Annotated in this window: 26 protein-coding genes; 15 read left to right on the top strand and 11 right to left on the bottom strand. The window is 68.3% G+C overall.

What is annotated here, in order from left to right; translation table 11 throughout:
• Positions 1 to 62: 62 nt before the first annotated feature.
• Positions 63 to 1,700: an L-glutamate gamma-semialdehyde dehydrogenase gene (gene pruA / locus ACQPYS_RS24525; RefSeq protein WP_431941004.1), complete on the top strand. Its 1,638-nt coding sequence runs from the start codon at positions 63 to 65 to the stop codon at positions 1,698 to 1,700.
• A 55-nt stretch (positions 1,701 to 1,755) separates the two neighbouring features.
• Positions 1,756 to 2,706, top strand: coding sequence for a proline dehydrogenase family protein (locus ACQPYS_RS24520; RefSeq protein WP_433490933.1), 951 nt, complete (start codon positions 1,756 to 1,758; stop codon positions 2,704 to 2,706).
• 132 nt (positions 2,707 to 2,838) lie between these two features.
• Here ACQPYS_RS24520 and ACQPYS_RS24515 read toward each other — a convergent pair whose 3' ends face one another.
• Entirely contained in the window at positions 2,839 to 3,636 is a 798-nt protein-coding gene (locus ACQPYS_RS24515) for an oxygenase MpaB family protein (RefSeq protein WP_433490932.1), read from the bottom strand.
• Between the two features lie 196 nt (positions 3,637 to 3,832).
• On the opposite strand from ACQPYS_RS24515, the gene ACQPYS_RS24510 reads away from it, so the two are divergent.
• Entirely contained in the window at positions 3,833 to 4,477 is a 645-nt protein-coding gene (locus tag ACQPYS_RS24510) for a TetR/AcrR family transcriptional regulator (protein ID WP_063037385.1), read from the top strand.
• 38 nt (positions 4,478 to 4,515) lie between these two features.
• Here ACQPYS_RS24510 and ACQPYS_RS24505 read toward each other — a convergent pair whose 3' ends face one another.
• A complete protein-coding gene (locus ACQPYS_RS24505) occupies positions 4,516 to 5,394 on the bottom strand; it encodes an oxygenase MpaB family protein (protein ID WP_433490931.1) in 879 nt (292 codons plus the stop codon).
• A 263-nt stretch (positions 5,395 to 5,657) separates the two neighbouring features.
• Here ACQPYS_RS24505 and ACQPYS_RS24500 point away from each other — a divergent pair, with 263 nt between their 5' ends.
• A complete protein-coding gene (locus ACQPYS_RS24500) occupies positions 5,658 to 7,076 on the top strand; it encodes an acyl-CoA synthetase (RefSeq protein ID WP_433490930.1) in 1,419 nt (472 codons plus the stop codon).
• 56 nt (positions 7,077 to 7,132) lie between these two features.
• Complete coding sequence (locus ACQPYS_RS24495; protein WP_433490929.1) at positions 7,133 to 7,501, top strand: PPOX class F420-dependent oxidoreductase; 369 nt, start codon at positions 7,133 to 7,135, stop codon at positions 7,499 to 7,501.
• 15 nt (positions 7,502 to 7,516) lie between these two features.
• Here ACQPYS_RS24495 and dapD read toward each other — a convergent pair whose 3' ends face one another.
• A complete protein-coding gene (gene dapD, locus ACQPYS_RS24490; protein ID WP_431941008.1) occupies positions 7,517 to 8,464 on the bottom strand; it encodes a 2,3,4,5-tetrahydropyridine-2,6-dicarboxylate N-succinyltransferase in 948 nt (315 codons plus the stop codon).
• 60 nt (positions 8,465 to 8,524) lie between these two features.
• On the opposite strand from dapD, the gene dapE reads away from it, so the two are divergent.
• From dapE to ACQPYS_RS24465, 5 genes are all read left to right on the top strand, one after another.
• Positions 8,525 to 9,622: a succinyl-diaminopimelate desuccinylase gene (dapE, locus tag ACQPYS_RS24485; RefSeq protein ID WP_433490928.1), complete on the top strand. Its 1,098-nt coding sequence runs from the start codon at positions 8,525 to 8,527 to the stop codon at positions 9,620 to 9,622.
• A 178-nt stretch (positions 9,623 to 9,800) separates the two neighbouring features.
• The gene (locus ACQPYS_RS24480; RefSeq protein ID WP_084481126.1) at positions 9,801 to 10,604 is read left to right on the top strand and encodes a TIGR00730 family Rossman fold protein; all 804 of its coding nucleotides are present in this window, start codon (positions 9,801 to 9,803) and stop codon (positions 10,602 to 10,604) included.
• Positions 10,598 to 11,158 carry a TIGR00730 family Rossman fold protein gene (locus tag ACQPYS_RS24475; RefSeq protein ID WP_063037400.1) on the top strand — a complete coding sequence of 187 codons (561 nt, stop codon included), beginning with the start codon at positions 10,598 to 10,600 and terminating at the stop codon, positions 11,156 to 11,158. The genes ACQPYS_RS24480 and ACQPYS_RS24475 overlap by 7 nt, the downstream gene beginning before the upstream one ends.
• Positions 11,159 to 11,273: 115 nt before the next feature.
• A complete protein-coding gene (gene folP, locus ACQPYS_RS24470) occupies positions 11,274 to 12,155 on the top strand; it encodes a dihydropteroate synthase (protein WP_063037402.1) in 882 nt (293 codons plus the stop codon).
• The gene (locus ACQPYS_RS24465; protein ID WP_063037405.1) at positions 12,152 to 13,090 is read left to right on the top strand and encodes a glucosyl-3-phosphoglycerate synthase; all 939 of its coding nucleotides are present in this window, start codon (positions 12,152 to 12,154) and stop codon (positions 13,088 to 13,090) included. Before folP ends, ACQPYS_RS24465 begins: the two co-directional genes overlap by 4 nt.
• Positions 13,091 to 13,123: 33 nt before the next feature.
• Here the strand turns inward: ACQPYS_RS24465 and ACQPYS_RS24460 are convergent, their stop codons facing one another.
• The 6 genes from ACQPYS_RS24460 to sigE form a co-directional block, all read right to left on the bottom strand.
• On the bottom strand, positions 13,124 to 13,615 hold the full coding sequence (locus ACQPYS_RS24460; RefSeq protein ID WP_433490927.1) for a hypothetical protein: 492 nt from the start codon (positions 13,613 to 13,615) through the stop codon (positions 13,124 to 13,126).
• A gap of 243 nt (positions 13,616 to 13,858) precedes the next feature.
• Positions 13,859 to 14,719, bottom strand: a complete 861-nt coding sequence (locus tag ACQPYS_RS24455) for a hypothetical protein (protein ID WP_431941011.1) — start codon at positions 14,717 to 14,719, stop codon at positions 13,859 to 13,861.
• A 51-nt stretch (positions 14,720 to 14,770) separates the two neighbouring features.
• Positions 14,771 to 15,187, bottom strand: coding sequence for a Sec-independent protein translocase protein TatB (gene tatB / locus ACQPYS_RS24450; protein ID WP_063037411.1), 417 nt, complete (start codon positions 15,185 to 15,187; stop codon positions 14,771 to 14,773).
• A 33-nt stretch (positions 15,188 to 15,220) separates the two neighbouring features.
• A complete protein-coding gene (locus ACQPYS_RS24445; RefSeq protein ID WP_433490926.1) occupies positions 15,221 to 16,765 on the bottom strand; it encodes a trypsin-like peptidase domain-containing protein in 1,545 nt (514 codons plus the stop codon).
• Between the two features lie 10 nt (positions 16,766 to 16,775).
• Positions 16,776 to 17,171, bottom strand: a complete 396-nt coding sequence (locus tag ACQPYS_RS24440) for a hypothetical protein (protein WP_063037415.1) — start codon at positions 17,169 to 17,171, stop codon at positions 16,776 to 16,778.
• Between the two features lie 64 nt (positions 17,172 to 17,235).
• Positions 17,236 to 17,907: an RNA polymerase sigma factor SigE gene (gene sigE, locus ACQPYS_RS24435; protein WP_084481129.1), complete on the bottom strand. Its 672-nt coding sequence runs from the start codon at positions 17,905 to 17,907 to the stop codon at positions 17,236 to 17,238.
• A 432-nt stretch (positions 17,908 to 18,339) separates the two neighbouring features.
• On the opposite strand from sigE, the gene ACQPYS_RS24430 reads away from it, so the two are divergent.
• The 4 genes from ACQPYS_RS24430 to ACQPYS_RS24415 all read left to right on the top strand — a co-directional run bounded on the left by ACQPYS_RS24430 (position 18,340) and on the right by ACQPYS_RS24415 (position 22,961).
• Positions 18,340 to 18,993: an O-methyltransferase gene (locus ACQPYS_RS24430; protein ID WP_063037417.1), complete on the top strand. Its 654-nt coding sequence runs from the start codon at positions 18,340 to 18,342 to the stop codon at positions 18,991 to 18,993.
• A 532-nt stretch (positions 18,994 to 19,525) separates the two neighbouring features.
• Positions 19,526 to 20,311 carry a TetR family transcriptional regulator gene (locus ACQPYS_RS24425; protein WP_433490925.1) on the top strand — a complete coding sequence of 262 codons (786 nt, stop codon included), beginning with the start codon at positions 19,526 to 19,528 and terminating at the stop codon, positions 20,309 to 20,311.
• 77 nt (positions 20,312 to 20,388) lie between these two features.
• On the top strand, positions 20,389 to 21,309 hold the full coding sequence (locus tag ACQPYS_RS24420; protein WP_063037419.1) for an ABC transporter ATP-binding protein: 921 nt from the start codon (positions 20,389 to 20,391) through the stop codon (positions 21,307 to 21,309).
• Positions 21,306 to 22,961 carry an ABC transporter permease gene (locus ACQPYS_RS24415; RefSeq protein WP_433490924.1) on the top strand — a complete coding sequence of 552 codons (1,656 nt, stop codon included), beginning with the start codon at positions 21,306 to 21,308 and terminating at the stop codon, positions 22,959 to 22,961. The genes ACQPYS_RS24420 and ACQPYS_RS24415 overlap by 4 nt, the downstream gene beginning before the upstream one ends.
• A gap of 54 nt (positions 22,962 to 23,015) precedes the next feature.
• Here ACQPYS_RS24415 and glgC read toward each other — a convergent pair whose 3' ends face one another.
• On the bottom strand, positions 23,016 to 24,230 hold the full coding sequence (gene glgC, locus ACQPYS_RS24410) for a glucose-1-phosphate adenylyltransferase (RefSeq protein WP_431941017.1): 1,215 nt from the start codon (positions 24,228 to 24,230) through the stop codon (positions 23,016 to 23,018).
• Between the two features lie 123 nt (positions 24,231 to 24,353).
• On the opposite strand from glgC, the gene glgA reads away from it, so the two are divergent.
• Entirely contained in the window at positions 24,354 to 25,511 is a 1,158-nt protein-coding gene (gene glgA, locus ACQPYS_RS24405) for a glycogen synthase (protein WP_063037572.1), read from the top strand.
• Between the two features lie 15 nt (positions 25,512 to 25,526).
• On the opposite strand, the gene ACQPYS_RS24400 is transcribed toward glgA, so the two are convergent.
• Positions 25,527 to 25,934: a group I truncated hemoglobin gene (locus ACQPYS_RS24400; protein WP_063037425.1), complete on the bottom strand. Its 408-nt coding sequence runs from the start codon at positions 25,932 to 25,934 to the stop codon at positions 25,527 to 25,529.
• Positions 25,935 to 26,032 lie beyond the last annotated feature (98 nt).

Raw genomic sequence — 26,032 nt, 5'->3', positions numbered from 1 at the left:
ACTCCGCGGACATTCGCGCGTCGGGGCCGGGCAGGGCCGGGCGGGCGGCGCTAGCCTGGGGTATGGACGCTGTCACAGTTGTCCCAACCCCCGGTAACGAGCCGGTGCACACGTACGCGCCCGGGAGCCCCGAGCGGGAACGGTTGCTCGGCAGGCTCGCCGATATCTCCGCCGGCACCACCGAGATCCCCCTGGTCATCGGTGGTAAGCATGGTCCGGGGAGCGGTGCGCGACGGGAAATCGTCGCGCCGCATCGACACCGGCAGGTACTCGGGACCTATACCGACACCACACACACCGAAGCCGCGGCGGCGATCGATGCCGCTCTCGCGGCCGCCGCGGATTGGCGCGCGCTGCCGTTCGATGAACGCGCCGCGGTGCTGTTGCGGGCCGCGGACCTGCTGGCCGGGCCGTGGCGGGAAACTCTCGCCGCGGCGACCATGCTGGGCCAGTCGAAATCGGTGGCGCAGGCCGAGATCGACGCACCATGCGAGCTGGTCGACTTCTGGCGGTTCAATGTCGCCTTCGCTCGGCGCATTCTCGCCGAGCAGCCGCAGTCGAGCGCGGGGGTGTGGAACCGGCTCGACTACCGGCCGCTGGAAGGGTTCGTCTACGCGATCACACCGTTCAATTTCACCGCGATCGCCGGCAATCTGCCGACCGCGCCCGCGCTTATGGGCAATACGGTGGTGTGGAAGCCTTCGCCCACCCAGACGCTGGCCGCCTACTACACGATGAAGCTGCTCGAGGCGGCCGGACTGCCGCCCGGAGTCATCAATATGGTGACCGGTGACGGGAGGGACCTCTCCGAGGTCGCTTTGGCCGACCCGCGCTTGGCGGGTATCCATTTCACCGGGTCGGGCGCCACCTTCCGCTATCTGTGGAGCCAGGTGGGCGCCAATATCGGTCACTACCAAAGTTATCCGCGGATCGTGGGGGAGACCGGGGGCAAGGATTTCATCGTCGCGCATCCGTCGGCGGATCCTGCCGCATTGCGGACGGCGCTGATCCGCGGCGCCTACGAATACCAGGGCCAGAAATGTTCGGCCGCGTCGCGTGCTTATCTGCCGCGCTCGCTGTGGCGGGAGATGGGCGACGATTTCCTCGGTATCGCCGAGGGCCTGAGCTACGGCGATATCGCGGATCTGTCGAACTTCGGTGGCGCGGTGATCGACCGGCGGGCCTACGACAAGAGCGTGCGGGCGATCGAGCGGGCCCGGTTCGCCGGGGTGGACGTGCCGGTGGGCGGCACCTACGACGACAGCGAGGGCTGGTTCGTCCGGCCGACCGTGCTGCTCGCCGACGATCCGCGCGACGAATCGTTCGCCACCGAATACTTCGGCCCGATCCTGTCGGTGTTCGTGTACGACGATTCCCAGCCCGACGCCTACCGAACGATCCTGGCCGAGGTGGAGTCCACCGGCCCGTACGCCTTGACCGGTGCGGTCTTCGCGCGGGACCGGCACGCCGTGGAGGAGGCCGCGCAGCTCCTGCGGTTCGCGGCCGGCAACTTCTACGTCAACGACAAACCCACCGGCGCGGTTGTGGGGCAGCAGCCATTCGGCGGGGCACGTGCGTCGGGAACCGACGACAAGGCGGGATCCCCGCTGAACCTGCTGCGCTGGGTGGCCCCGCGCACCCTGAAGGAAACCTTCGTCCCGCATACCGACCACCGCTATCCCCATATGGAGCAGGGATGAGCGGGGCCCGCCCTGCCGTGCGCCCGGACCCGCCCCATCCCGGCGGAGAGTTCCGGTGAATCCGCTGCGTCCGGCGATTCTCGCCGCCGCCGGGTCGGACCGGGTGAAACGCGCCCTCACCACGAGCCCGGCCACCGCGGCGACGGTCCAGCGCTTCGTACCCGGGGAAGCCCGGTCGGATCTGATCGCCGCGGTCCGCGCACTACTGATGAGTGGGCGGGCGGTGAGTGTGGATTACCTGGGCGAGAACACCACCGATCGCGCGCAGGCCGACGCGGCGGTCGCCGAGTATCTCGCCTTGATCAACGATCTCGCTGCCCTGCCCACCACCGAGGTACCCGCCGGCGCCGCACCGCTGGAGGTGTCGGTCAAACTGTCCGCGCTCGGGCAGGCGCTGGGCGCCGAGGGCCCGGCGATCGCCACCGAGAACCTGCGCACCGTGTGCACCAAAGCGGCGGAGGCCGGGGTATGGGTGACGGTGGACGCCGAAGACCACACCACCACTGCCGCCACCCTCGCCACCACCGGGCAGGTCCGCCCGGACTTTCCCTGGCTGGGGACGGTGATCCAGGCCTATCTGTACCGCAGCGAGGACGATTGCCGCGATCTCGCCGACGCGGGCGCCCGGGTGCGCCTGTGCAAGGGCGCCTACCGGGAACCGGAGACCGTCGCCTACCAGAGACAGGTCGATGTGGACCGCGCGTATCTGCGCTGCCTGCGGGTCCTCATGCGTGGCGCGGGCCGCCCCCTGGTGGCCTCCCACGACCCGGTGGTCCTCGCGGCGGCTGCCGACCTCGCGACGATCACCGACCGCCGCCCCGGCCGGCTGGAATACCAGATGCTGTACGGCATCCGCACCGACGAGCAGCTGCATCTCGCCGATCGTGGAGATTTCGTCCGGGTTTACGTGCCCTATGGTCACCAGTGGTACGGGTACCTCATGCGCCGGCTCGCGGAACGGCCCGCCAACCTGACGTTCTTCCTCCGCGCCCTCGCCGGGCGGTGAGGCACCATCTGTCTACTTCTGATGGCCTGCCTCAGTGGTCGGGGCCCGCCCCCCGGTTCTGGAGCGGCGGCGTGAAGAACCGGGGTCACAGGGCCCCGACCCGCGCGCCGGAGGCGCGCCGATAAACACAGCTCAGACGAGGGGTTTGCCTTTGCGGATGCGGCGGCGCATATCCCACAGGTAGTAGTTCATCGGGAATTGGCGTAGGACGCGGGGCTGGATCTTCAGGCCCAGGCCGATGAGCCGCATGGTGCGGTCGAACCAGCGCTGGTTGCCTTCGGTCCAGGTGAGATGCATTTTCTCGCGGATCTGCGGTGGCAGGCAGCCGGTGACGACGAAACGGTGGAAGCGTGCCGACACCCACTGGATCGGCGGTGCCACCATTTTCAGGTCGATGAGGTCGTTGAAGTAGGCGCGCGTGGTGTCATCGATCTCGAGGGCGTCGAGGTTCTCTTCCCAGAACTGCCAGAACGCGGCGCGGTCGGCGGGCCACATCTCCGGTCGGACCTGCAGAGTGGTGCCGAGCCGGATGCTGTGGGCGTAGAAGGTGTCGGCGGTCGCCTCGTCCATCGGGCCCTGGACCTTCTCCAGGAGGTCGACGAAACCGAAGTACAGGCAGGCGGCGACCCACAGCTGGAGTTTCGGATCGAAGGCGTTGTACTTCACCGGGCTGGTGGGTTTGGTGCGGATGTGGCGATGGGAGGTGTTGACCGCGAGCCGGTAGGCGTTGCGTTCTTCGTCGGTGCCCAGCATGGCGACGGCGAGATAGGTGAGGGTGGTGCGGAGCCGTTTGAAGGGATGCTCCATGACGTTGCCGCTCTTGACGTCGCTTTCCATCACCCCGTAGGCGACCGGCCGCAGACCCAGTTGCATGATGACGTTCGCGGTGCCGCCCAGGAACGCGGTGACTCCGATGATGTGATCGTTCATATCAAAGTCGGGTGCGTACAGCCGCTGGGGTTGAGGATCGTTCATCGGAGCGGGCCGGGGCGCGGTCATCGGTGACCTCTTTCGTATGAGAAGATTATATGATAACCATCTCATTCTCTCGATGTTGCGTCAACCGACCCCGCAATTGTGCGATGCTTACCGTGTCATTGCATCGCCGAGCGCGAAAGGTGCCGAGATGGGCGCGCTGGCTCAACTGTTGCCTCTGGTGCGAACACCGCGCCGAGATCAAGATCAATCGGTGCTGTCCGCGGCATTGCAGGCTTTTCTCGACTTCGGGATCAAGCGCACGAGCATGGTCGAGGTCGCCCGGCGCGGCGGCCTCTCGCTGGCCACACTGTACCGGCGGTTCTCCAGTAAATCGGACCTGATTCAGGCGGTCGGATTGGCGCAGACCCGCGATTTCATCGAGGGTGTCGATGCCGCGGTCCAGCAGCAGATCGAGCGCGACGCCGGCGCCGAGGATCAGATCGTGGAACTGTTCGTCGCGTTCCTGGCCGGCCTGCGCGGTAACGAGCTGCTGGATCGGCTGCTGAACACCGAACCGGAGATCGTGCTGCCCTACCTGACCACCCGGGGCGCCCCGGTGATCGAATTGGGCCGCGATTACGTCGCCGAATTCATCACCCGTCTGCAGGGTGAAGGAAAACTGCCGGAATACGATCCGCTGCCGCTGGCCGAAATGATCGCCCGGACGGCGCTGTCGCTGGCGCTGACGCCGCAAACGGTTATCCCGCTGGACGACGATATCGCGGTGCGCAGATATGCGCGTGATCATGTGGCGGTCTCGTTCCGGGTGCCGGGCCAGGTCGCCGGATCGTGAAATTCGAACAGGCTCGTTTTCAAATCCGCGCATTCGAATCAGACGAGTTTCAGTCCGAATTTGCGGCGGATCCGGAAATCGATCAGGTAGGCCTGGATCGGAAAGCCGCGCAGCGGTGCCGGCAGCGTCGCCGACACCCGGCCCAATCCGCGGAGCATGCGCCCGAACCGGCGTTCGTCGTCCGCCGACCAGGCCATGCCCATCTGCGCGCGCAGATGCGGCGGTAGCAGGCCCGCGGTGACCCATCGGTTGAAGCGGCCGCCGAGGAGTCGGACCGGGCGGGGGAACATCTTCAGATCGACGATCTCGTTCAGCATGTCCCGGACCGGCGGTTCGATCCTGGTCGCGGCCAGATTTTCGGTCCAGTAGCGATCGAAGGCCGCCGGGTCCGCCGGCCAGGCATGCGGTGGCACCTGCAGGGTGGTGCCCAACCGCGCGGAATGGCGATAGATCGTCTCTTCGAGTCCGGCGTCCGCCCGGCCGTGCATACGCTCCCGGATATCGCGTGCGCCCCAGTACAGACAAGCGGCCACCCATAGCTGCAGCTCGCGGTCGAAGGCGTTGTACCGCACCGGACTCTGCGCGGTCGAGCGCACCTGGCGGTGCGAGGTGTCGACGGCTGCCCGATAAGCGGCCCGCTCGGCGGGGCTGCCGAGCAGGGCGACCGCCAGATACGTGAGTGTGGTGCGCGTACGTTTCACCGGATGTAAGGTCAGCTTCCCACTGTCGACCGGGCTTTCCAGAACTCCATAGCCGACGCCGGGGACTGCGAGCTGCATGATCACATTGGCGGCGGCCCCGAGTATCGCGGCGCCGTCGATATAGGGCCGGAAATCGAAATCCTCGTCGTGCACCGTATCGGCCGGTTCATCGGCAGGGCCGAATATCGGCGGACCCGCGCCGGGTGTGCTGGTCATGGAAGCCACCGTTTCGAGGGCTCGAGAAGGCTGACGATTCACCTTCTCGCCGCTGTCCATATGTGTCAAGCGACGCCGGAAACAATTCGATCCCGTGCGATTCGGAGCCCGCCCGTGGTACGTGCGATGTGATCGATAGAGTTTCACCAGGAGGTGAGGAATTCCCGGGGACCGAATACGCGAACCTGCTACCGGCGTATTTTCCGCGTTTTCCGGGGCAGGCGCCCGACCGCGGCCCGCGGCCGGGGCAGTAGTTTGGGCGCATGTCCTACGGCCACCGCCTGCTCAGCTCCCTCGACCCCCTCGCTGTCGCCGCGGGCGCCGATATCCCGGACGCCGTGACCATCGACGGTGTGACCCTGTCCCGTAGCGATCTGCTCGGGGCGGCCACCTCGGTGGCCGAACGTATCGCCCGGGCCGAGCGAGTCGCAGTGCTGGCCCGGCCGACGGCGGCGACCGTGCTCGCCGTGGTCGGATGCCTGATCGCCGGAGTCACCGTGGTGCCGGTGCCGCCCGATTCCGGGCCCGCCGAACTCGACCATATGCTCACCGATTCCGGCGCCCGCTCCTGGCTCGGCGAGGCGCCCGAGGACACCTCCCTGCCGGTGGTCCCGGTGCGACGGCACGCCCGTTCCTGGCACACCTATCCCGAGCCCGACCCGGGCGCCCCGGCATTCGTGCTCTACACCTCCGGCACCACCGGCGCCCCCAAAGGGGTGGTGCTGAGCCGCCGGGCGATTGCGGCCGGACTCGACGCGCTCACCGACGCCTGGGCCTGGACCGCCGCCGATGTGCTGGTCCACGGCCTGCCGCTGTTCCATGTGCACGGGTTGATCCTGGGCCTGCTGGGCCCGCTGCGGGTCGGCAGTCCGCTCGTGCACACCGGTAAACCGACCCCGGCGAACTACGCGGCGGCCCCGGGCACGATCTACTTCGGCGTACCGACGGTCTGGACCCGGATCGCCGAGGACCCGGTCGCGGCCAAGGAACTGGCCGCCGCCAGATTGCTGATCTCCGGGAGCGCCCCACTGCCGGTGCCGGTGTTCGAGCGGCTCGCCGAACTCACCGGGCACCGGCCCGTCGAACGCTACGGGATGAGCGAAACCATGATCACCCTGTCGGCGCGGGCGGACGGCGAACGCCGACCCGGCTGGGTCGGGGTGCCGGTGCACGGCGTCGAGACCCGGCTCCGGGACGAAGCGGGCCGGCCGGTACCGCACGACGGCTCCGGTATCGGGGGTCTCCAGGTGCGTGGGCCGATGCTCTTCGACGGCTATTACGGCCGCCCCGAGGCCACCGCGGAATGCTGGACCGAGGACGGGTGGTTCCGTACCGGCGATGTCGCCGCCATCGACGCGGACGGTTTCCATCGGATCGTGGGCCGCGAATCGGTGGACCTCATCAAATCCGGTGGATACCGGATCGGCGCGGGCGAGGTGGAAACCTCTCTGCTCGGCCACCCGTCGGTCGCCGAGGTAGCGGTTGTGGGCCTCGCCGACGCGGACCTGGGGCAGCGCATCGTCGCCTTCGTGGTCGCGCGTGGGGCGGCGCCGGAGGCGCAGGAACTCATCGATCACGTGGCCGCGGAACTGTCGGTGCACAAACGGCCCCGCGAGATCCGCTTCGTGGACTCGCTCCCGCGAAACGCCATGGGCAAGGTCCAGAAGAAGTTGCTCCGTTAGCCCCGCCTCGGGCAGATCCTTGACCTCAACCTTGATCGAGGTTCTACGGTTCGATCATGAACACCACGCTCACCCGGGACCATATCGACTATCTCGCCGGACAGCGGCTCGGCCGGCTGGCCACTGTGGCGCCGGACGGGGCTCCGCAGAACAATCCGGTCAGATTCCGCTACAACCCCGACCTCGGCACCATCGATATCGCGGGCTGGAATATGGGCCGGTCCCGGAAGTTCCGTAATCTCGCGCGCAACAACCGAGTGGCATTCGTGGTGGACGATATCGCCTCGGTCCGGCCGTGGCGGGTGCGGTGCCTGGAGATCCGGGGCACCGCCGAAGCCCTGACCGATACGGTCACCTACATCGGGCCGGAGGAGAGCGAACTCATCCGCATCCACCCCGAACGCGTGCTCGCGTTCGGCCTCTGAGACCCGCCGCCGGACCTAGTTGTGGGCGTGCAGGACCTCGTTGAGTTCGATACCGGTCCCGGCACGCGGCACCACCTCGACGGCTCCGGTGCGCGAGTTGCGGCGAAACAGCAGGTTGTTCTTGCCGCTCAGTTCGGCCGCCTTCACCACGGTGCCGTCCGGGGCGGTGACCTTGGTGCCGGCGGTGAGATAGAGACCCGCCTCGACAACGCAGTCGTCGCCCAGCGGAATGCCCAATCCGGAGTTGGCGCCGAGCAGTGAGCGCTCACCGATCGAGATGACCGTGGTGCCGCCGCCGGAAAGGGTGCCCATGGTGGAGGCACCGCCGCCGATATCGGAGCCGTCGCCGACGACCACCCCGGCCGAGATGCGGCCCTCGACCATGGAGGTGCCGAGGGTGCCGGCGTTGAAGTTCACGAAGCCCTCGTGCATCACGGTGGTGCCGGCGGCGAGGTGCGCGCCCAGCCGGACCCGGTCGGCGTCACCGATACGGACACCGGACGGGACCACGTAGTCGACCATGCGCGGGAACTTGTCGATGCTGTACACCGTGACCGGCCCACGCGCGCGCAGTTTCGCACGGGTGATCTCGAAACCCTCGACCGCCGCCGGGCCGTGGTTGGTCCACACCACATTGCTGAGCAGGGCGAACTGACCCTCCAGGCTCACGTCGTGCGGCCGGACCAGGCGGTGGGAGAGCAGGTGCAGCCGCAGGTACACATCGTGCGCGTCCACGGGGGCGGCGGAGAGGTCGGCGATGGTGGTGCGCACCGCGACGACCTCGACGCCGCGTGCCGGGTCCGGGCCCACCAGCTCGGCGAATTCGGCGGGTGCGGTGGTGAGGCGTTCGGTGCCGGTGTCGCCGAACTCACCCAGCTCCGGGCCGGGGAACCAGGTGTCCAGCACGGTCCCGTCCGAAGTCACGTTGGCGATGCCGATGGCGGATGCTCCCTGAGTGCTCACGACACGGAAGCCTACCCACCGGCGGTCCGTGGCAGTGGGGCCCCTCTACGCTCGTACGCTGTGACACTCGACCTGCACGCCGACCCCATCGCACTCACCGCGGCCCTCGTCGACATCCCGAGCGTCTCCCGGGACGAAGCCGCGATCACGGCCGCGGTGGAAACCGCGCTGCGCACCCAGACCAGCGGTTTCGAGGTGCTGCGCCGCGGCAATGTGGTGCTGGCCCGGACGAATCGGGGACTGCCCACCCGGGTCGTGCTGGCCGGGCATCTGGACACCGTGCCGATCGCGGACAATGTGCCGGGCCGGTTCAGCACCGAGAACGGTGCCGAGGTCCTCTACGGCTGCGGTTCGGTGGATATGAAATCGGGCGATGCGGTGTTCTTGCATCTGGCGGCCACCGTCGCCGAACCGGCCCACGATCTGACGCTGATCTTCTACGACTGCGAGGAGATCTCCGCCGAATTCAACGGACTCAATGCCATCGAGCGGGAAGTACCGGAGTGGCTGGACGGTGATCTGGCGATCCTGGGCGAACCCTCCGGTGGCTGGATCGAGGCCGGTTGCCAGGGCACGCTGCGGGTCCGGCTGCGGACCGCCGGTATGCGGGCGCATTCGGCCCGCTCCTGGCTCGGCGACAACGCGATCCACCGGTTGGCGCCGGTCCTCGCCCGGCTCGCGGAGTATCGGGCCCGGGAGGTCGAGATCGACGGTTGCCGCTACCGCGAGGGCCTTTCCGCGGTCCGCGTCGGCGGCGGGGTCGCGGGCAATGTGGTGCCGGACGCGGCCGAGGTCGAGGTGAACTTCCGGTTCGCGCCGGACCGTTCGGTGGATCAGGCGATCGAGCACGTACGTGAGGTGTTCGCGGTTCTCGAACTCGAGCTGGAGGTCACCGATGCGGCCGCCGGCGCGCTGCCCGGCCTCACCGCCCCCGCGGCGCGCGGTCTGGTCGACACGGTGCGGGTGCACGGTTCGGCGGGTGTGCGGGCCAAATACGGATGGACCGATGTCTCCCGGTTCGCCGCCCGCGGTATCCCCGCCGTCAACTTCGGCCCCGGCGACCCCAACCTCGCGCACAAACGCGACGAGCACGTCCCGCTGGCCCAGATCACCGCGGTCACCGAGATGCTGCGCCGCTACCTCACCGGTCCGGCCTAGCAGGTTCCACCGAACCGTCGGCCGCTTGCCGAGCCGGCACGGATCGAACCCGGTCGGCCGTCCACGACGGTTCCGCGGTGATCGCTATGCGCCGGAGGCGCGAGTCCCGGCCGCGCTGAACGGCCGGACCGAGGGGCCTCGACCCCGCGCGCGCCGGCGCGCCAAATACACTGCGGCCATGTCAACCGACGCCGCCGAATCCGGGATGGCCGGCAAACCCAGAACCCGCTACCGCGGGCCCATAATGTTCCGCCGGGAACGGACCCCGCGGGGCACCACTGCCGACCAGCATCTGCTCGATCAGCGCAGCGACAGCGACTGGGTACACACCGACCCGTGGCGGGTGCTGCGGATCCAGGCCGAATTCGTCGAGGGATTCGGCGCCCTGGCGGAGGTTCCGCGCGCGGTGAGCGTCTTCGGTTCGGCACGCACCGCATCCGGCAACCCGGAGTACCAGGCCGCGCGCGACCTCGGCGCGGCCCTCGCGACCGCCGGTTTCGCGGTCATCACGGGCGGCGGCCCCGGGGTGATGGAAGCGGCGAACCGGGGGGCGTCCGAAGCCGGCGGCTACTCCATCGGACTGGGTATCGAGCTGCCGTTCGAACAGAGTCTCAACGACTGGGTCGATCTGGGGATCAATTTCCGCTACTTCTTCGTGCGCAAGACGATGTTCGTGAAGTACTCCCAGGCCTTCGTCTGTATGCCCGGCGGCTACGGCACCCTGGACGAACTGTTCGAGGCGCTCACCCTGGTGCAGACCCGGAAAATCACCCGGTTCCCGATCATCCTGTTCGGCAGCCGGTACTGGGCACCGCTAGCGGACTGGATCCGCGAATCCCTGGCCGCCGACGGTCGTATCTCCCCGGGCGATATCGATCTGTTGCACGTCACCGACTCGGTCGAGGATGTGGTCCGCATCATCAAGGAGTCCGAACCGGGCGCCGCCACCATCGAGAAGGTCGGTACGGAGGACGAATGGTGACCCCGCGACCCTTCGCGGTATGCGTGTACTGCTCGGCCAGTACCACCGACCCGGACCAGCTCGAACTGGCGGCCCGAGTGGGCACCGAGATAGCCCGGCGCGGGTGGCAACTGGTGTCCGGCGGCGGACACGTCTCCATGATGGGGGCGGTGGCCACCGCCGCCCGGGCCGGCGGCGCCAACACGGTCGGCGTCATACCGAAACACCTCGTCCACCGCGAGGTCGCCGATGTGGACGCCGACGAACTGGTCGTCACCGACACCATGCGCCAGCGTAAACAGGTGATGGAGGACCGGTCCGACGCCTTCCTCACCCTGCCGGGCGGAATCGGCACCCTCGAGGAGTTCTTCGAAACCTGGACCGGCGGTCAGCTGGGCCAGCACAACAAGCCGATGGCCATCCTGGACCCCACCGGGCACTACGCCGGCCTGTTCACCTGGCTCACCGAACTCCACGACCGCGGCTTCGTCCCACAGGCGGCCCTCGACCGCGTCACGGTCACCCCCGATCTCACCGAAGCCTTCGCGGCCCTGAGCAAGGACTCGGATCAGTGAGTTGATCCGGGGCTGTGTTTATTCGCGGCGCCTTCGGCTCGAGTCTCGAGGCCGAAACGGTGAGACCAAGGGGGCCTCAACCCAGCGCGCCGAAGGCGCGCCATAAACTCGGTTCATGTTCGAGCCCGTCCGGCCGTTGCCGACACTTTGCGGCCGGACCGTCGCGACGGATCGCGCGCTGGTGATGGCCATTGTGAACCGCACCCCCGATTCGTTCTACGACCGTGGCGCCACCTTCAGCGATTCCGCGGCGCTGGCCGCGGTGGCGCGGGCGGTGGACGAGGGCGCCGATCTGGTCGATATCGGTGGGGTGAAGGCCGGGCCGGGGGAGTATGTGGACGCGGCCGAGGAGTCGCGACGGGTGGTGCCGTTCGTGGCGGCGATCCGGGAGGCCTATCCCGGCCTGTTGATCAGTGTGGACACCTGGCGGTCGGAGGTGGCGCGGGCCGCGGTGGCGGAGGGGGCGGATCTGATCAACGACACGTGGGCGGGTGCGGATCCGGAGTTGGTGCCGGTGGCGGCCGAGACCGGGGCCGGGATCGTGTGCAGTCACACCGGCGGGGCGGTGCCGCGGACGCGACCGCATCGGGTCCGGTACGCCGACGTGGTCGCGGAGGTGACCGATACCGTGGTGCGGGCCGCGGAGCAGGCCGCGGCGGCGGGGGTGCGCCGGGATTCGATTCTCATCGACCCGACCCATGATTTCGGGAAGAACACCTATCACGGGCTCGCACTGTTGCGGGCAGCGGACGTTCTTGTTAAAAGCGGGTGGCCGGTCTTGATGGCGCTGAGCAACAAGGATTTCATCGGAGAGACATTAGGTGTCGGACTTTCCGAACGGCTGGAGGGCACATTGGCGGCAACAGCATGGTCGGCCGCGGCCGGTGCTCGCGTTTTCCGTGTGCACGAGGTCGCCGCGACCCGTCGCGTCGTGGACATGATCGCCGCGATCCAGGGCATCCGGCCCCCCGTACGAACTCTGCGAGGTCTCGTATGAAATTCCCCCATCACGAGCCCGACTGGGCGTCGACCCACACCTGGGACGCCCCCGACTGGTCGGTGACCGATCTGGTCGCCGCCAAGGTCGGCCGGACCGTCTCGGTGGTGCTGCCCGCCCTGAACGAGGAGAGAACCGTCGCCGAGGTGGTGGCGAGTATCCGTCCGCTGCTGGGCACACTGGTGGACGAGCTGGTGGTGCTGGATTCGGGGTCGACCGACGCCACCGCCGACCGCGCTCGCGCGGCCGGCGCGGAGGTGATCACCCGGGAGCAGGCCGTACCCGAGCTGGAGCCTTTCCCGGGCAAGGGCGAAGTGCTGTGGCGTTCGCTGGCGGTGACCACCGGTGATCTGGTGGCGTTCGTCGATTCCGATCTGATCGACCCGGACCCCGATTTCGTGCCGAAACTGCTCGGCCCACTGCTCACGACTCCCGACCTGCATTTGGTGAAGGCCTACTACCGGCGTCCACTGCGGCACGGCGGCGGGGTGGACGCACACGGTGGCGGCCGGGTGACCGAGCTCGTGGCCCGGCCGCTGCTGGCCGCGCTGCGGCCGGGGCTGACCCAGGTGTTGCAGCCGCTGGGCGGTGAGTACGCCGGCACCCGGGAGTTGTTGACGGCGGTTCCGTTCGCCCCGGGATACGGTGTCGAGATCGGGTTGCTGCTCGATACCTACGATCGACTCGGTCTGGGCGCGATCGGGCAGGTCAACCTGGGTGTGCGCACCCACCGCAACCGTCCGCTGGCCGATCTCGGGGTGATGAGCCGGCAGATCCTCGGCACGGTGCTGGGGCGCAGCGGGGTCCCGGATTCGGGAGCGGCGCTGACCCAGTTCCCGCTGATCGAGGACGAGTTCACCGCGCACAGCACCGCGGTACATCTCGTCGATCGGCCGCCGATGAACACGATCCGGCCGGACGTCGCGGCCGCGTGAGCGAACGGGCCCGGACCGCGGCGCCTGCCGGCGTCAGTGATCCGGACCCGGCTTTTCCGTCGGTGGCTCGTCTGCGGCTTCCGGGGGCTGCTCGCCTTTGGACTTCAGCGCCGGGCCGCCGGGCTCTTCGGTTCCCGGGGGCGGTTGGGCTTCGGGCTTCTCGGCCGGCCGGCCGGAAGTTCCGGCTTCGGCGCCGCCGGTATCGGGCGTGGAGTCCGCGGCGGTCCGAACTTCGGGTTCGGCGTCGGGGGACGTGGGCGGTGTGCCGACGGCGGCCGCGGAGTGGCCGGCTTCGTCCGCCGGTTCCGGCCCGGCCCCGGTTCCGCCGGTTTCCGGTTGATCCGCGCCGGGCTCTTCGGTCACTTCCTCTTCGGTGGGTTCCTGCTCGTTTTCCAGACGCGCGCGGAGTTCGGCGACTGTCACGTACTCGCTTTCCGCGGAATGCGGGGTTCGTAACCACAGGACGAGGGTGACCAGCAAGCCCACCGCGACCAGGGCCACCGCCAGGATGATCAACGCGTTCACCTGCGCCTCCACGAATTATCTTTTCGGAGCCGACAATCGCCACTGTGCACCACAGAGGTACCGAGTAATGCTATGGCTATCGAAGCGTCGGGCCCGGGTAACCGGTCGCGGTAATAGAGAATCGGCCTACTGCGCACCACAGTAGCAATTCTTCGACCAGCTAATATTCGCTGTCGCTATCGGTGTTCCGGCGTGTCGGCAGTGCCGTCCGCCGGTTTCTCGCGGGTCGGCGTGGTGGCGCGGTCAGCGCCGCTGGCGTACCGCCTGGGGACGGGAATCCACCGGCTCATGGAGATAGACGGGAGTGAGTAGATCGGCGTCCACGGGTTCGCCGGTGGTGCGTTCGTAACGGACGCCGATCAGTACGGAGAAGCGGCGGTGGGCCGCTCGCTCATGCAGGGTCGCCAGCCGGGTGGCCAGCAGCCGTACCGCACCGAGCGAACCCGGCGGGTGCAGACCGTCGAGAACCAGGATCGATCCGCGGCCGTCCGGGCGCGGTAGCCGTGCGAGATAGGCGATATCGTGCGGTTCCGGGCTGGCCGGCCGGTAGATACGCCGGGCGGCCCGATCCTCGATACCGCGGCGGCCGTCTCCGGGGCGCGCCACCGCGCGGCGTAGGCGCGGGTCGGCGGCGATGAGATGCCGGAGACTGGGTGATAGTTCCGGGCCGCCGAGCACGATGAGGCCGTCCCGGAGCAGATCGATCGGGCGTCCCGGCGCGAAAGGTTCGACGGTGACCGTGAAGCCGAGTTCCCGTAGCTGTTCGGCCAGTCGGGGCGCCGCCGCCGGGTCCGGAGCTCCGATCAGCCTGCCCGCGCGGGTGTCCGGGACCAGCAGGGTCAGCGGACCGTGCCCGAAGAACAACCCCTCGGGCGCCGGTCCCTGCGTGCTCACCTGGTGGATCCGGGCGCGGGAAAGGCCCGCCGCGGCACCGATTCTCGCGAAAGTCCACCCCTCGGCGTGTAACTCCCGGATCACCGCGCGCCGAATACGGGTGAGTTCGTTGATGGTCTGCTGAGCCGCTGCGACACCTTCGGTGGCGGCCTTGAGTCGCTCGACTTTGTCTTCGATCGCGAATATTCGCGCCACGTCATCGGCCGACATGTGCGAAGTCTAGACAGGGAGACGCTAAACTGCGTCTAGCCTGGTTGACGATCAGGTGGCGTCGGTGTCGATCGGGGGACGTTCGTTGCGCTCCAAGGGTTTATCCAACTTGGGCATGGGGTAATCTGGCATCCCACTGTGTGTCCCCAGCACATTCTTGCTGTCCGGCAGGGCGCCGTCGAGATCCTTGAAAAGCGAATCATCGCCGTTCAGAAGATGTTTGGTCACCACCGAACGCGGTGACATGCCCCGCAATTCCTGGAGGTCGGAAAGCGGTTTACGCAGCTCCTCGAATTCCGGTCCGAGTTCGGACCGCAATTGCGATGTCGCGCCGGTGGCGTAATCGCGTAGTTGGCGCAGGCTGCGCGCAGTCCACCGCGCGGCGCCGGGCAGGCGCTCCGGGCCGAGGATCACGAGGGCGGCGACGAGTAGCACGAGCATCTCGCCCCACCCGATACTGCTGAACACCTCTACAGGCTACCGGGCACCGCGACCTGCGGGTCAGTCGGAGGTCAGCGTTACCGGGATGTCCACCTGCCGACCTTCGCGGATGAGCTGGACGTTCACCGATTGTCCGATCTTGTTCGTCTGAACGGCAACCACCAGCTCGTCGGGATTGGTGACTTCGCGGTCGCCGATCCGGACGATCACATCGCCCTCGACGATCCCGGCGTTCGCGGCCGGGCTGCCCGGCTGCACATCGGCGACCTCGGCGCCGCTCATGACTTCGTTGGCGACGGTCTTCTGCCGGGCGCTCACCCCGATCATCGGGTGATGGATCGACCCGTCGCGGATGAGGGTCTGCGCGACCTGGGTCATCTGATCCACCGGGATGGCGAAGCCGAGACCCACCGAACCGCCGCTCTCGCTGCGGATGGCGGTGTTGATGCCGATGACCCGGCCGTCCGCGTCCACCAGTGCACCGCCGGAATTACCCGGGTTGATCGACGCGTCGGTCTGCACCGCGTCGATCACCGCTTTGGTATCGCTGCCTTCGCCTTCGAGTTTTACCGGGCGGTGCAGCGCGCTCACGATGCCGGAGGTGACGGTTTTGCTCAGGCCCAGCGGAGATCCGATGGCCAGCACCGCGTCTCCCACTTGCACGTCACCCGATTTACCCAGCTGCGCAATCGTGAGATTTTTCACATCTACCTTGAGTACCGCGAGATCGGTCTTGGGGTCGCGGCCCACGATATTGGCCGGTGTCCGGGTGCCGTCGGAGAAGGTGATCTGGATCCGGGCCCGCCCGGACTGGTCCTGCGCCGCCATGGAGATGACGTGGTTGTTGGTGACGATATAGCCGTTCCCGTCGATGACCACGCCGGACCCGGTGGCGCCGTTGTCGCCGACCGTGGTGCGGATGGACACGACCGACGGCAGTACCGCATCGGCGACCTGTGCGATCGGTCCGTGCGGCTGCTCGCTGTCGGTCTGTTCGAGACTGACCTTGCGGGAGGTCAGGGTCGAGGCGGTTTCCGCGGTCAACCGGCCGACCAGGCCGCCGACCAGGCCGATCGCCAGGGCGATGGCACCGAGCACCAGCAACGCCTTGGGGGCGACCCGGGACCCGAAGAGCACCTGCCGGGCGGAGAGTTGTTCGGCGCGCGGGAGTTCGCGCGCGGCCGGTGTGGCGAGCGCCGGAGCGCCCAGGCGGGCCGCCGAGTCCGGATCGCGCCAGGGATCGGCGGGACCGGCTACCGGTTCACGCTCGTCGCCGGCGTCGGGATCGCGCTGGAGCAGTTCGGTGGACCCGGGCGGCCGGCCGAATGCCTCCTCCAGTACGGCGCGCGGCGGGCCTTTCGGGGCCACCCGGGTCGCGGAATCGGCCTCCGGGCGGGCCGGGCGTGCGGCGAAGGAACCGGATTGACCCGACGGCCGGCGGAAGGCGTTCGCGGTATGTGAGTCCACATGGGGCCGATAGACCGGCCGCGGAGCCAACACCGGCGCGTCGGGCGGGCGCAGAGTGCCGTTATCGGTCTTCGTGCCGTTTTCATCCGCCGAATCAGCGTTATCGGCAGGGGAATTCTGCGTCGGTTCGGAACTCACGCGGCAAACTCTACTTGCGCCACCACACCGACCACCGGAAGCTATCGAAGGTTGCCGAGAAAGATTGGCTCGTGAAGCCGAATACCGCCTCGTTACGCTGATTTCCGGGGGAGTTCCGTGATTGTGCGCCGCTGGGCGGTTCGGCGAGCGGAATGCGGGACAGGGTGTCGTGCAGGCCGGTGGGAATCGAGACCTGGGAGGCGCGGCGCAGGGCGATCCGCGCCTGCTGCTGGGCCTCGACCTCGGCCGCGCATTCCGGGCACACCGAAAGGTGCTGGGCGGCACGCAGATAGGGGTTCATCCGCAGTTCGCCATCGACGTAGGCGGCGACTGCCTCGCTCGCCAGATGCTCGGTGGAGTGGAACTGCGGGGAACGACGACCGGGCGTTTCGGAGTCGCCACTCATTCGCTGCCCATCCTTCCCGACCGGTATCACAAACTGCTGTGATCCCGGCGTCATGATCGCAGGATCACCCGAAGCTCGCCTCGGCGGCGAAACGCTCCTGGACTCCATTATGCGCAAGATACTCGCGCAGTGCCTGCCGGCCGCGATGGATTCGACTGCGCACCGTGCCGAGTTTCACCCCGAGTGTCGCGCCGATCTCCTCGTAGGACAGTCCTTCGATATCGCAGAGCACGACCGCGGCGCGGAACTCCGGGGCCAGCGAGTCGAGCGCGGTCTGCAGATCCGGATCGAGCCTGGCGTCGTGGAAGACCTGTTCGGGGCCCGGGCCGTCGGCGGGCACGCGATCGTAGTCCTCCGGTAAGGCCTCCATCCGGATCCGGCTGCGCCGCCGGACCATGTCCAGGAAGAGGTTGGTGGTGATGCGGTGTAGCCAGCCCTCGAAGGTGCCGGGCTGGTAGTTCGATAGGGACCGGAAGACTCGGATGAAGGTTTCCTGGGTGAGATCCTCGGCGTCCTGCGCGTCACCGGAGAGGCGGTAGGCCAGCCGGTAGACCCGGTCGGCGTGCTCGCGGACCAGTTCGTCCCAGGTGGGCATCACGGTGCGGTCGCCGGTGGCGTCGAAGGCGGCGGTGCCGGTGAGCGGCAGCATGCTGTCGAGTTCGAGGGACGCCTCGGCCTGGGCGGCGTCGTATTCCTCGGCTCGCTCGTCGGTACTGGACATATCGGGCACCTCCATCAGGGCGTCCGGTGGAGCGGGGTCTACGGTCACCGGGTCGTCGTGCGCGGCTACCTCCGAATCCGGTCCGGTAAACGGCCGCGGGCCGAATTCCTCCGGCCCTGGCAGACCGCGCCCGGCGGGGGTCGCCGAGCGGTCGGCCCGGGGCAGTTCGGGCAAGGTGGCGGACTCGCGTGCCGCATCGACCATGTGGATGGTGACAACCTCCTGATCGGGACCGAGGCGTAGGCTCGAGTACGCGGCCCATTGTTCGGGCCGTCGTTCATCCGGTACAACGGTGGGTTGGTGCTCCGTTGTTCCCGTCGCGGTGTGCTCGGTCGGCTGGTCTTGCGTAGGCATCACTCTTCCGTCTCCCGGTGTGGGGCGGGTATGGGGATCCTGAGGGACACCTGAGAATGTTGCGACCAGCATCGCCGCCTTTGGCATAGCCTCTTGGGCGTGGCATCGAACCTGGAGCTCAATCTCGCCTACGTGGAGGAATCCGTCGTCGAGGACGAGGTACTCGTCAGCGCCCGCGAACGGGCCACCGAACTGGGTGTGGCTCCGGTAGCGCCGTCGGTCGGCGCGCTACTGAGCATGTACGCGCAGCTCCTGGACGCGCGGGCGGTGGTGGAGGTGGGTACCGGTGCCGGGGTCAGCGGCTTGTGGCTGCTCGACGGCATGCGCGAGGACGGCACGCTCACCACCATCGATTCCGAACCCGAACATCAGCGGGCGGCCAAGGAGTCGTTCCGGGCCGCCGATATCCCGCTCGCGCGGACCCGGCTGATCAACGGACGTGCGCTGGACGTGCTGCCGCGGCTCGCCGACGGTGCCTACGACCTGGTGTTCCTGGATGCCTCGCCGATCGAACATCCGCAGTACATCGCCGAGGCGGTGCGGCTGCTGCGGGCCGGCGGGGCGGTCCTGTTGCACAATGCGCTGCTCGGCGGCCGGGTGCCGGATCCGGCGAATCGCGACCCGGCGACCCAGGCGGTGCGTTCGGCGACCCGGTGCGTGGCCGAGGACCCGGGCCTGACCAGCGTTCTCATCCCGCTCGGTGATGGGTTGCTCTGCGCGTCCAAAGGCTGGTCCCGCGACCGGTAGCCGCCGCCGGAACACCGGTCTTCGCGTCGTCCGGCACCCACTCCGGCGTCCGGGCGCCGCGGGGCGGTGGGCTCGGGCCCGACCGCCCCGCGGCGCCGACGAGGCTCTCGACCGGCCCTCTCGGGCCCGCCCCCTGCCCGACGTCGGGGAGGCCTCGCCGCGGGCGCGGCCGGTGTCGTTGCCGGTGCGGGTTCTCCTGGCCGGTACTTGTCCCGCGGCCGTCCGTCGGGACGCGGCGAACGTCTTACCCGGCTGCCTTCCGGCCGTGGGCGGGGCGGTATTGCTGTGATGTTGCCCGATCGGGAGGGAATCGCGGCCGGTGGGGGTGACGGGTTGCGATGTAACCCTGTGGTCCGGTTCGCTCCGGATAGGGGTCTGTCGCCGGCGTTCGGGTGCCCGCCGGGATGCCGCGCGCCGGTGAGCTGCTTCTTCCTGTGATGTCCGCCGGGTGGCGGGCGTCCGGATTTCTTGACGGAATCTCTACGGCCTCACCTCTTGCGCCGAGATTGAACGTGTGTTTAATGTACTGAACATGCGTTCAAGCGATGATCTGAACACGCGGGCCCGGATCCGGGACGCCGCTCTCGTCCTGTTCGGCGAGGCGGGGTTCGGGGTCGGAGTACGCGCTATCGCGGCCGCCGCAGGGGTGTCGCCGGGCCTGGTCAACCATCATTTCGGTTCCAAGGACGGGTTGCGGCGCGAATGCGACGATCATGTGCGCGCGGTGGTCCGCGAATCGAAGATGAGTTACATGAACCGGCCGTCGTCGGGGAATCTGCTGCAGCAGCTGGCCGAGATCGAGGAGTTCGCGCCGATCATCGCCTATATGATGCGCAGCTTCCAGGCCGGTGGCGACCTCGCGGTATCCATGTTCGAGCATATGGTCGAGGACGTCGAGCAGTACCTGGAAGCCGGTATCGCCTCCGGCGCCGTGCGGCGGCCGCGGGACCTGAAAGCGATGTCGCGCTATCTGGCGACCATCAACGGTGGCGGCATGCTGCTGTTCATCCAACTGCGGGCCGGGGCATCGGGCACGGTCGACTACCGGCAGGTGCTACGGGAGTACGGCGACCAGATGCTGCTGCCTGCCGTGGAGATCTTCACCGAAGGGTTGCTGCCCGATTCGACCATGCTCGACACCCTCCTGGCCGACACCGCGACCCGGAGCGCACCCGGTGCGCCGCCGACGCCGGACGCACCGCCCCGCGGCCGCGCGGACGCACCGGACGCACCGGACGCACCGGACGCCGGAGCGGAGGCGGCCGCCGTGCACCCACCACAAACGCCGACGCCGGCACGAACCGGCAACGCGCACTGAGCCGACGCGGCGTCCGATCCGCCGCGCCCGCGAATCCTCTCCATCAACGCTCTATCCCTGTCCCATGAGGAGACACGATGATTTCGGCAATTCGGATCCGGGATCTGCACAAACACTTCGGTCCGGTCCGGGCACTGGACGGCCTCGATCTGGAAGTGTCCGAGGGCGAGGTCCACGGATTCCTGGGCCCCAATGGTTCCGGCAAGTCCACCACCATCCGAGTGCTGCTGGGTCTGCTGACCCGCACCTCCGGCGAGGTGGAGATGCTGGGGCGCGACCCCTGGGCCGACGCGGTGGCACTGCACCGCGAGATCGCCTACGTGCCGGGCGATGTGACCCTGTGGCCGTCGCTGAGCGGCGGCGAGACCATCGACCTGCTGGCCGCGATGCGCGGCGGGCTCGACACCGCGCGCCGGGCCGAACTGATCGAACGCTACGAACTCGATCCCCGGAAAAAGGCGCGCACCTACTCCAAGGGCAATCGGCAGAAGGTCGCGCTGGTCTCGGCCTTCTCCTCGCACGCCCGGCTGCTGCTGCTGGACGAGCCCACCTCCGGCCTGGACCCGCTGATGGAGCAGGTGTTCCGGGAATGTATCGCCGAGGCGGCCGAGCGGGGAGCGACCGTACTGCTGTCCAGCCACATCCTCTCGGAGGTGGAGGCACTGTGCGAGCGGGTCACCATCATCCGGTCCGGACGCACGGTGGAGAGCGGCACGCTGTCGTCCATGCGGCATCTCAGCCGCACCTCCATCACGGCCGAACTCACCGGTGATCCCGGTGATATCGCGGCCATGCCCGGGGTGGCGGATGTGAGCATGGACGACCACACGCTGCGCTGCCAGGTCGACGGCGAACATCTGGCCGAACTCATCCGTGTCCTCGGCGATACCGGTGTCAGCAGCCTGACCAGCCGTCCGCCGACGCTGGAAGAACTGTTCATGCGGCATTACTCGATCAACGGCCGGCAGGCCGGCGAACTGGAAGAGGCGCGGAAATGACCACCGCCGTCGCCGGAACACGCCACAGCGTGCGCCATACGAGGTCCGGCCGCACCGGATTCACCGGGACCGCCCGGCTGCTGCGGCTGTACCTGCGTCGTGACCGGATCGTGGCGCCGCTGTGGATCCTGCTGCTGTCTCTCCCGTTGGGCGGGGTCTATGTGGCCAGTATCGAATCGGTGTATCCCACCGCCGCCGATCGTGCCTCGTTCGCGGCCACCATTCTGGCCAGCCCGGCGCAGTTGGCGATGTACGGCCCGATCTACAACACCTCGATCGGCGCGGTGGGCATCTGGAAGGCCGGAATGTTCCACACCCTCATCGCGGTGGCCACCATCCTCACCGTCATCCGGCACACCAGGGCCGAGGAGGAGACGGGACGCAGCGAGATCCTGGCCTCCACCTCGGTCGGTCGTTACGCGAACCTGACGGCCGCGCTCGTCCTGGCGCTGGGCGGCGCACTGCTCACCGGTCTGCTCGGGGCGGTGAGCCTGACCGCGACAGACGTCCCGGCGAGCGGATCGCTGGCCTTCGGGCTGGCGCTGGCCGGATCCGGCATGGTGTTCGCGGCCGTGGCCGCGGTGACGGCGCAGGTCTGCACCGGCGCGCGCCTGGCGCGCGGGCTGGCGTTCGCGGTGCTCGCGGTCACCTTCACCCTGCGGGCGATCGGTGACGCCCGCGCGGGGGCGGGCCCGGTGAGCCCGCTGACCTGGTTGTCCCCGCAGGGCTGGTCGTTGCAGGTGCGGCCGTACGCCGGTGATCGCTGGTGGGTGCCGGTACTGCACCTGGCCCTGCTGGTGGTGCTGCTGACCGTCGCCTACGCGCTGCTGCGCCGCCGCGATGTCGGTGCGGGACTCATCGCGGAACGACTGGGGGCGCCGGCCGCCGGCGCGAGCCTGGCCGGACCGTTCGGCCTGGCGGTGCGGCTGCAGCGCGGCACCCTGCTGGCCTGGACGATCGGGGTCGGTCTCTACGGCCTGGTGATCGGCAGCGTGGTGGCGGGTATCGGCGACAGCTTCGCCCAGAACGAGACGCTGCGCGATCTGATCACCCGAATGGGCGGGTCCGAATCGATCGAGGATTCGTTCATCTCCTATGCCTTCACCATGCTCGGGGTCGCGGGTGCGGCGTACGCCGTCTCGGCGACGCTGCGGTTGTTCGGCGAGGAGAACGGCCACCAGGCCGAATCGGTGCTCAGCGGTGCCGTCGGCCGGCTGCGCTGGGCCGGTAGCCATCTGGTGTTCGCGCTCGGTGGGCCGGTGGTGATCATGCTGACCGCCGGGTTGCTCGGTGGCGTGGCCTACGGACTCGCCAAGCAGGATATCGGCGGGGAACTGCCCGGCGTCCTGGCCGCCGCGCTGGTCCAGCTTCCGGCGATCTGGTTCTTCGCCGGGGTGACCCTGGCGCTGTTCGGGCTGGTGCCGCGCTGGACGCCGGTGGCGTGGGGGCTGCTCACCGCCGCGATCGCGGTATTCCTGCTCGGTTCGTTCTCCGGCGCGCCACAGTGGTTCCGCGATCTGGAACCGTTCAGTCACGCGCCCAAAGTGCCCGGATCGGAGTTCACCGCGACTCCGGTCATAGCGGTCACGGTGGTCGCCGTGGTGCTGCTCGCGGCCGGACTCGCCGGGATACGGGGACGCGACGTCCGCTGAGCCGCCGCCCGCGAGGTGCCCCCTCCGCAGGGAGGGGGCACCTCGCGGGCCGGGTCAGACCCAGGTGCCCTTGCCGACGGTCACCACACCGCCGTTGCTGATCGCGAAGCGGGAGCGATCCCGCTCGGAATCCACGCCGATGACCTCCCCCTCGGACACCATGACGTTCTTGTCCAGGATCGCGCGCCGGACCACCGCACCCCGCCCGATCCGTACCCCGGGCATCAGCACACTGCCCTCGACCGTGGCTCCGTCGTCGACCATCACATTCGCGCTGAGCACCGAATTGCGGACGGTCGCCGCGGACAGGATGCTGCCCGCCCCGACGATCGATTCCTGGGCCAGGCCGCCCCGCGCGAATTTCGCCGGCGGCAGATTCTCCGCGGCGCCCCGGATGGGCCAGTGCCGGTTGTAGAGGTTGAACACCGGGTTCACCGACACCAGGTCCATATGGGCTTCGTAGAAAGCGTCGATGGTGCCGACATCGCGCCAGTAGCCGCGGTCGCGGTCGGTGGCACCGGGGACCTCGTTGTCGGCGAAATCGTAGACCGCCGCCTGACTCGCCGAAACCAGGCTGGGAATGATGTCACCACCCATATCGTGGTCGGAATCGGAATCCTCGGCGTCGGCCTTGATCGAATCCACCAGCACTTTGGTGGTGAACACGTAGTTGCCCATCGAGGCGAAGGTCGAATTCGGATCGTCGGGGATACCGGGCGGATGCGCCGGCTTCTCCAGGAAACCGATAATGCGGCCGGATTCGTCGGAATCGATACAGCCGAAAGCACCCGCCTCGCTGCGCGGCACCCGGATACCGGCCACCGTGACCCCGGCCCCGGAATCGATATGGTGGGCCACCATCTGTTCCGGGTCCATCCGGTAGACGTGATCGGCGCCGAAGACCACGATGTAATCCGGATCCTCGTCGTAGATGAGATTCAGCGACTGCATGATGGCGTCGGCGCTGCCGGTGTACCAGCGCGGTCCCAGCCGCTGCTGGGCCGGAACCGGAGTGATGTATTCACCGGCGAAACCGGAGAGCCGCCAGGTCTGCGAGATATGCCGGTCCAGCGAATGCGATTTGTACTGGGTGAGCACACAGATGCGGAGGAAACCGGCGTTGACGAGATTGCTGAGAACGAAGTCGATGAGGCGGTAGGCGCCCCCGAAGGGGACGGCCGGCTTGGCCCGGTCGGCGGTCAGTGGAAAGAGTCGCTTGCCCTCGCCACCGGCGAGCACGATTCCCAGGACGTGCGGCTGGCTCCTCACAGTGCCAAACTACCGAACGAGGTGGTCGCCGGGCATCGACCGCTCGGCGGCTACCGTGAATTCGTGAGTTCCGGTTCCAGCGGCGCGGCCGAATCGGCTGCGGCCGACGAGCTACGGGTGGCCATGCTGACCCGAGAGTTTCCACCCGAGGTCTACGGGGGCGCGGGCGTCCACGTGACCGAACTGGCGGCCCGGTTACGGCGGTTGAGCGCGGTGACCGTGCACTGTATGGGCGTACCGCGCGAGACCGCCCGGGTGCACGGACCCGACCCGGCCCTCGACGGCGCCAATCCCGCCCTCCGGATGATGTCGGCACAGTTACGGATGGCCGACGCGATCGGCGCGGCGGATGTGGTCCATTCGCACACCTGGTACTCGGGCCTGGCGGGGCATCTGGCCGCCACCCTCCACGGGATCCCGCACGTGGTCACCACCCATTCGCTGGAACCGCGGCGACCGTGGAAAGCCGAACAGCTGGGCGGTGGTTACCGGTTGTCGTCCTGGTCGGAACGCAATGCGCTCGAACACGCCGACGCGGTGATCGCGGTGAGCGACTGGATGCGTCGCGACGTACTCGACGCCTACCCCGCGCTGGATCCCACCCGGGTGCACGTCGTGCGCAACGGGATCGACGCCGACATCTGGCATCCCGGCCCGCCGGAGCCGGGTGGCCGCCGCATTCTCGACGAGCTCGGGGTGCGGGCGGACCGGCCGCTGGCGGTGTTCGTGGGGCGGATAACCCGGCAGAAAGGGGTCGGGCATCTGCTGGGCGCGGCGCGCGAGATCGATCCGGAGATCCAGCTCGTCCTGTGCGCGGGCGCGCCGGACACGCCGGAACTGGAGGCCGAGGTCGCGAATGCGGTGTCCGGGTTGCACCATTGCCGCGGGAATGTGTTCTGGGTCCGGGAGATGCTGCCCACCGAGCAGATCCGGCAGCTGCTGGCGGTGGCCACGGTTTTCGTCTGCCCCTCGGTCTACGAACCGCTGGGGATCGTGAATCTGGAGGCCATGGCCTGTTCGACCGCCGTGATCGCCTCGGATGTGGGCGGAATCCCCGAGGTCGTGGCCGATGGGCGGACCGGCCGGCTGGTGCATTTCGAGGCCGGGGCGACCGGTGACTACGAGCGTGCGCTGGCGGCCGCTGTCAACGAACTGGCGCCGGACCGGGCGCGCGCGGCCGAACTGGGCGCGGCCGGCCGTCGCCGCGCGCGGGCAGAATTCGACTGGCACCGGATCGCCGAGCAGACCCTGGCCGTGTACCGGACCGTCTGCAAACGGTGAGTTCCGCGCCGGCCGTCAGGCCGAGGAGGACCCGGAGGTGATGTCCTCGGCCAGGGGGGCGATGGCCGCGATGATCTGGGCCACGGTCTCCTCGCCGACGCCGGCCGCCGTCAGTGAATCGGTCAGGTGATCGGCCACCAGACCGAAATGGTGCATGGTGATCCCGCGCCCCTGATGCACCTGTTTCATCGGCGCGCCCGAGTAGGGTTCGGGCCCGCCCAACGCCGCCGCGAAGAATTCGACCTGCTTGCCCCGCAGCCGGGACATGTTCGTCCCGGTGAAGAAGCCGGCCAGTTCCTCGTCGGCGAGGACCCTCGTGTAGAAATCGGCGACGACTACTTCGAGCGCTTCGTGGCCGCCGATCTGCTCGTAGATGGTGGTGGTGCCGGTGTCTTTCCGTTTGCCGAATGTCGGTATCCGCATAGAACAAGGACATCAGGATCGTGTTACTCGGCGATCAGGCCGATGTCGCGAGTGGATTGCTCTCTGTGCCAGTGTGATTGCCCCCTGCTCACCATGAC

The sequence above is a fragment of the Nocardia grenadensis genome, assembly GCF_050942415.1.
Lineage (GTDB): Bacteria > Actinomycetota > Actinomycetes > Mycobacteriales > Mycobacteriaceae > Nocardia > Nocardia grenadensis.
The sequence above is the reverse complement of the archived record's forward strand: the minus strand, read 5'-3'. Positions and strand labels throughout refer to the sequence as shown.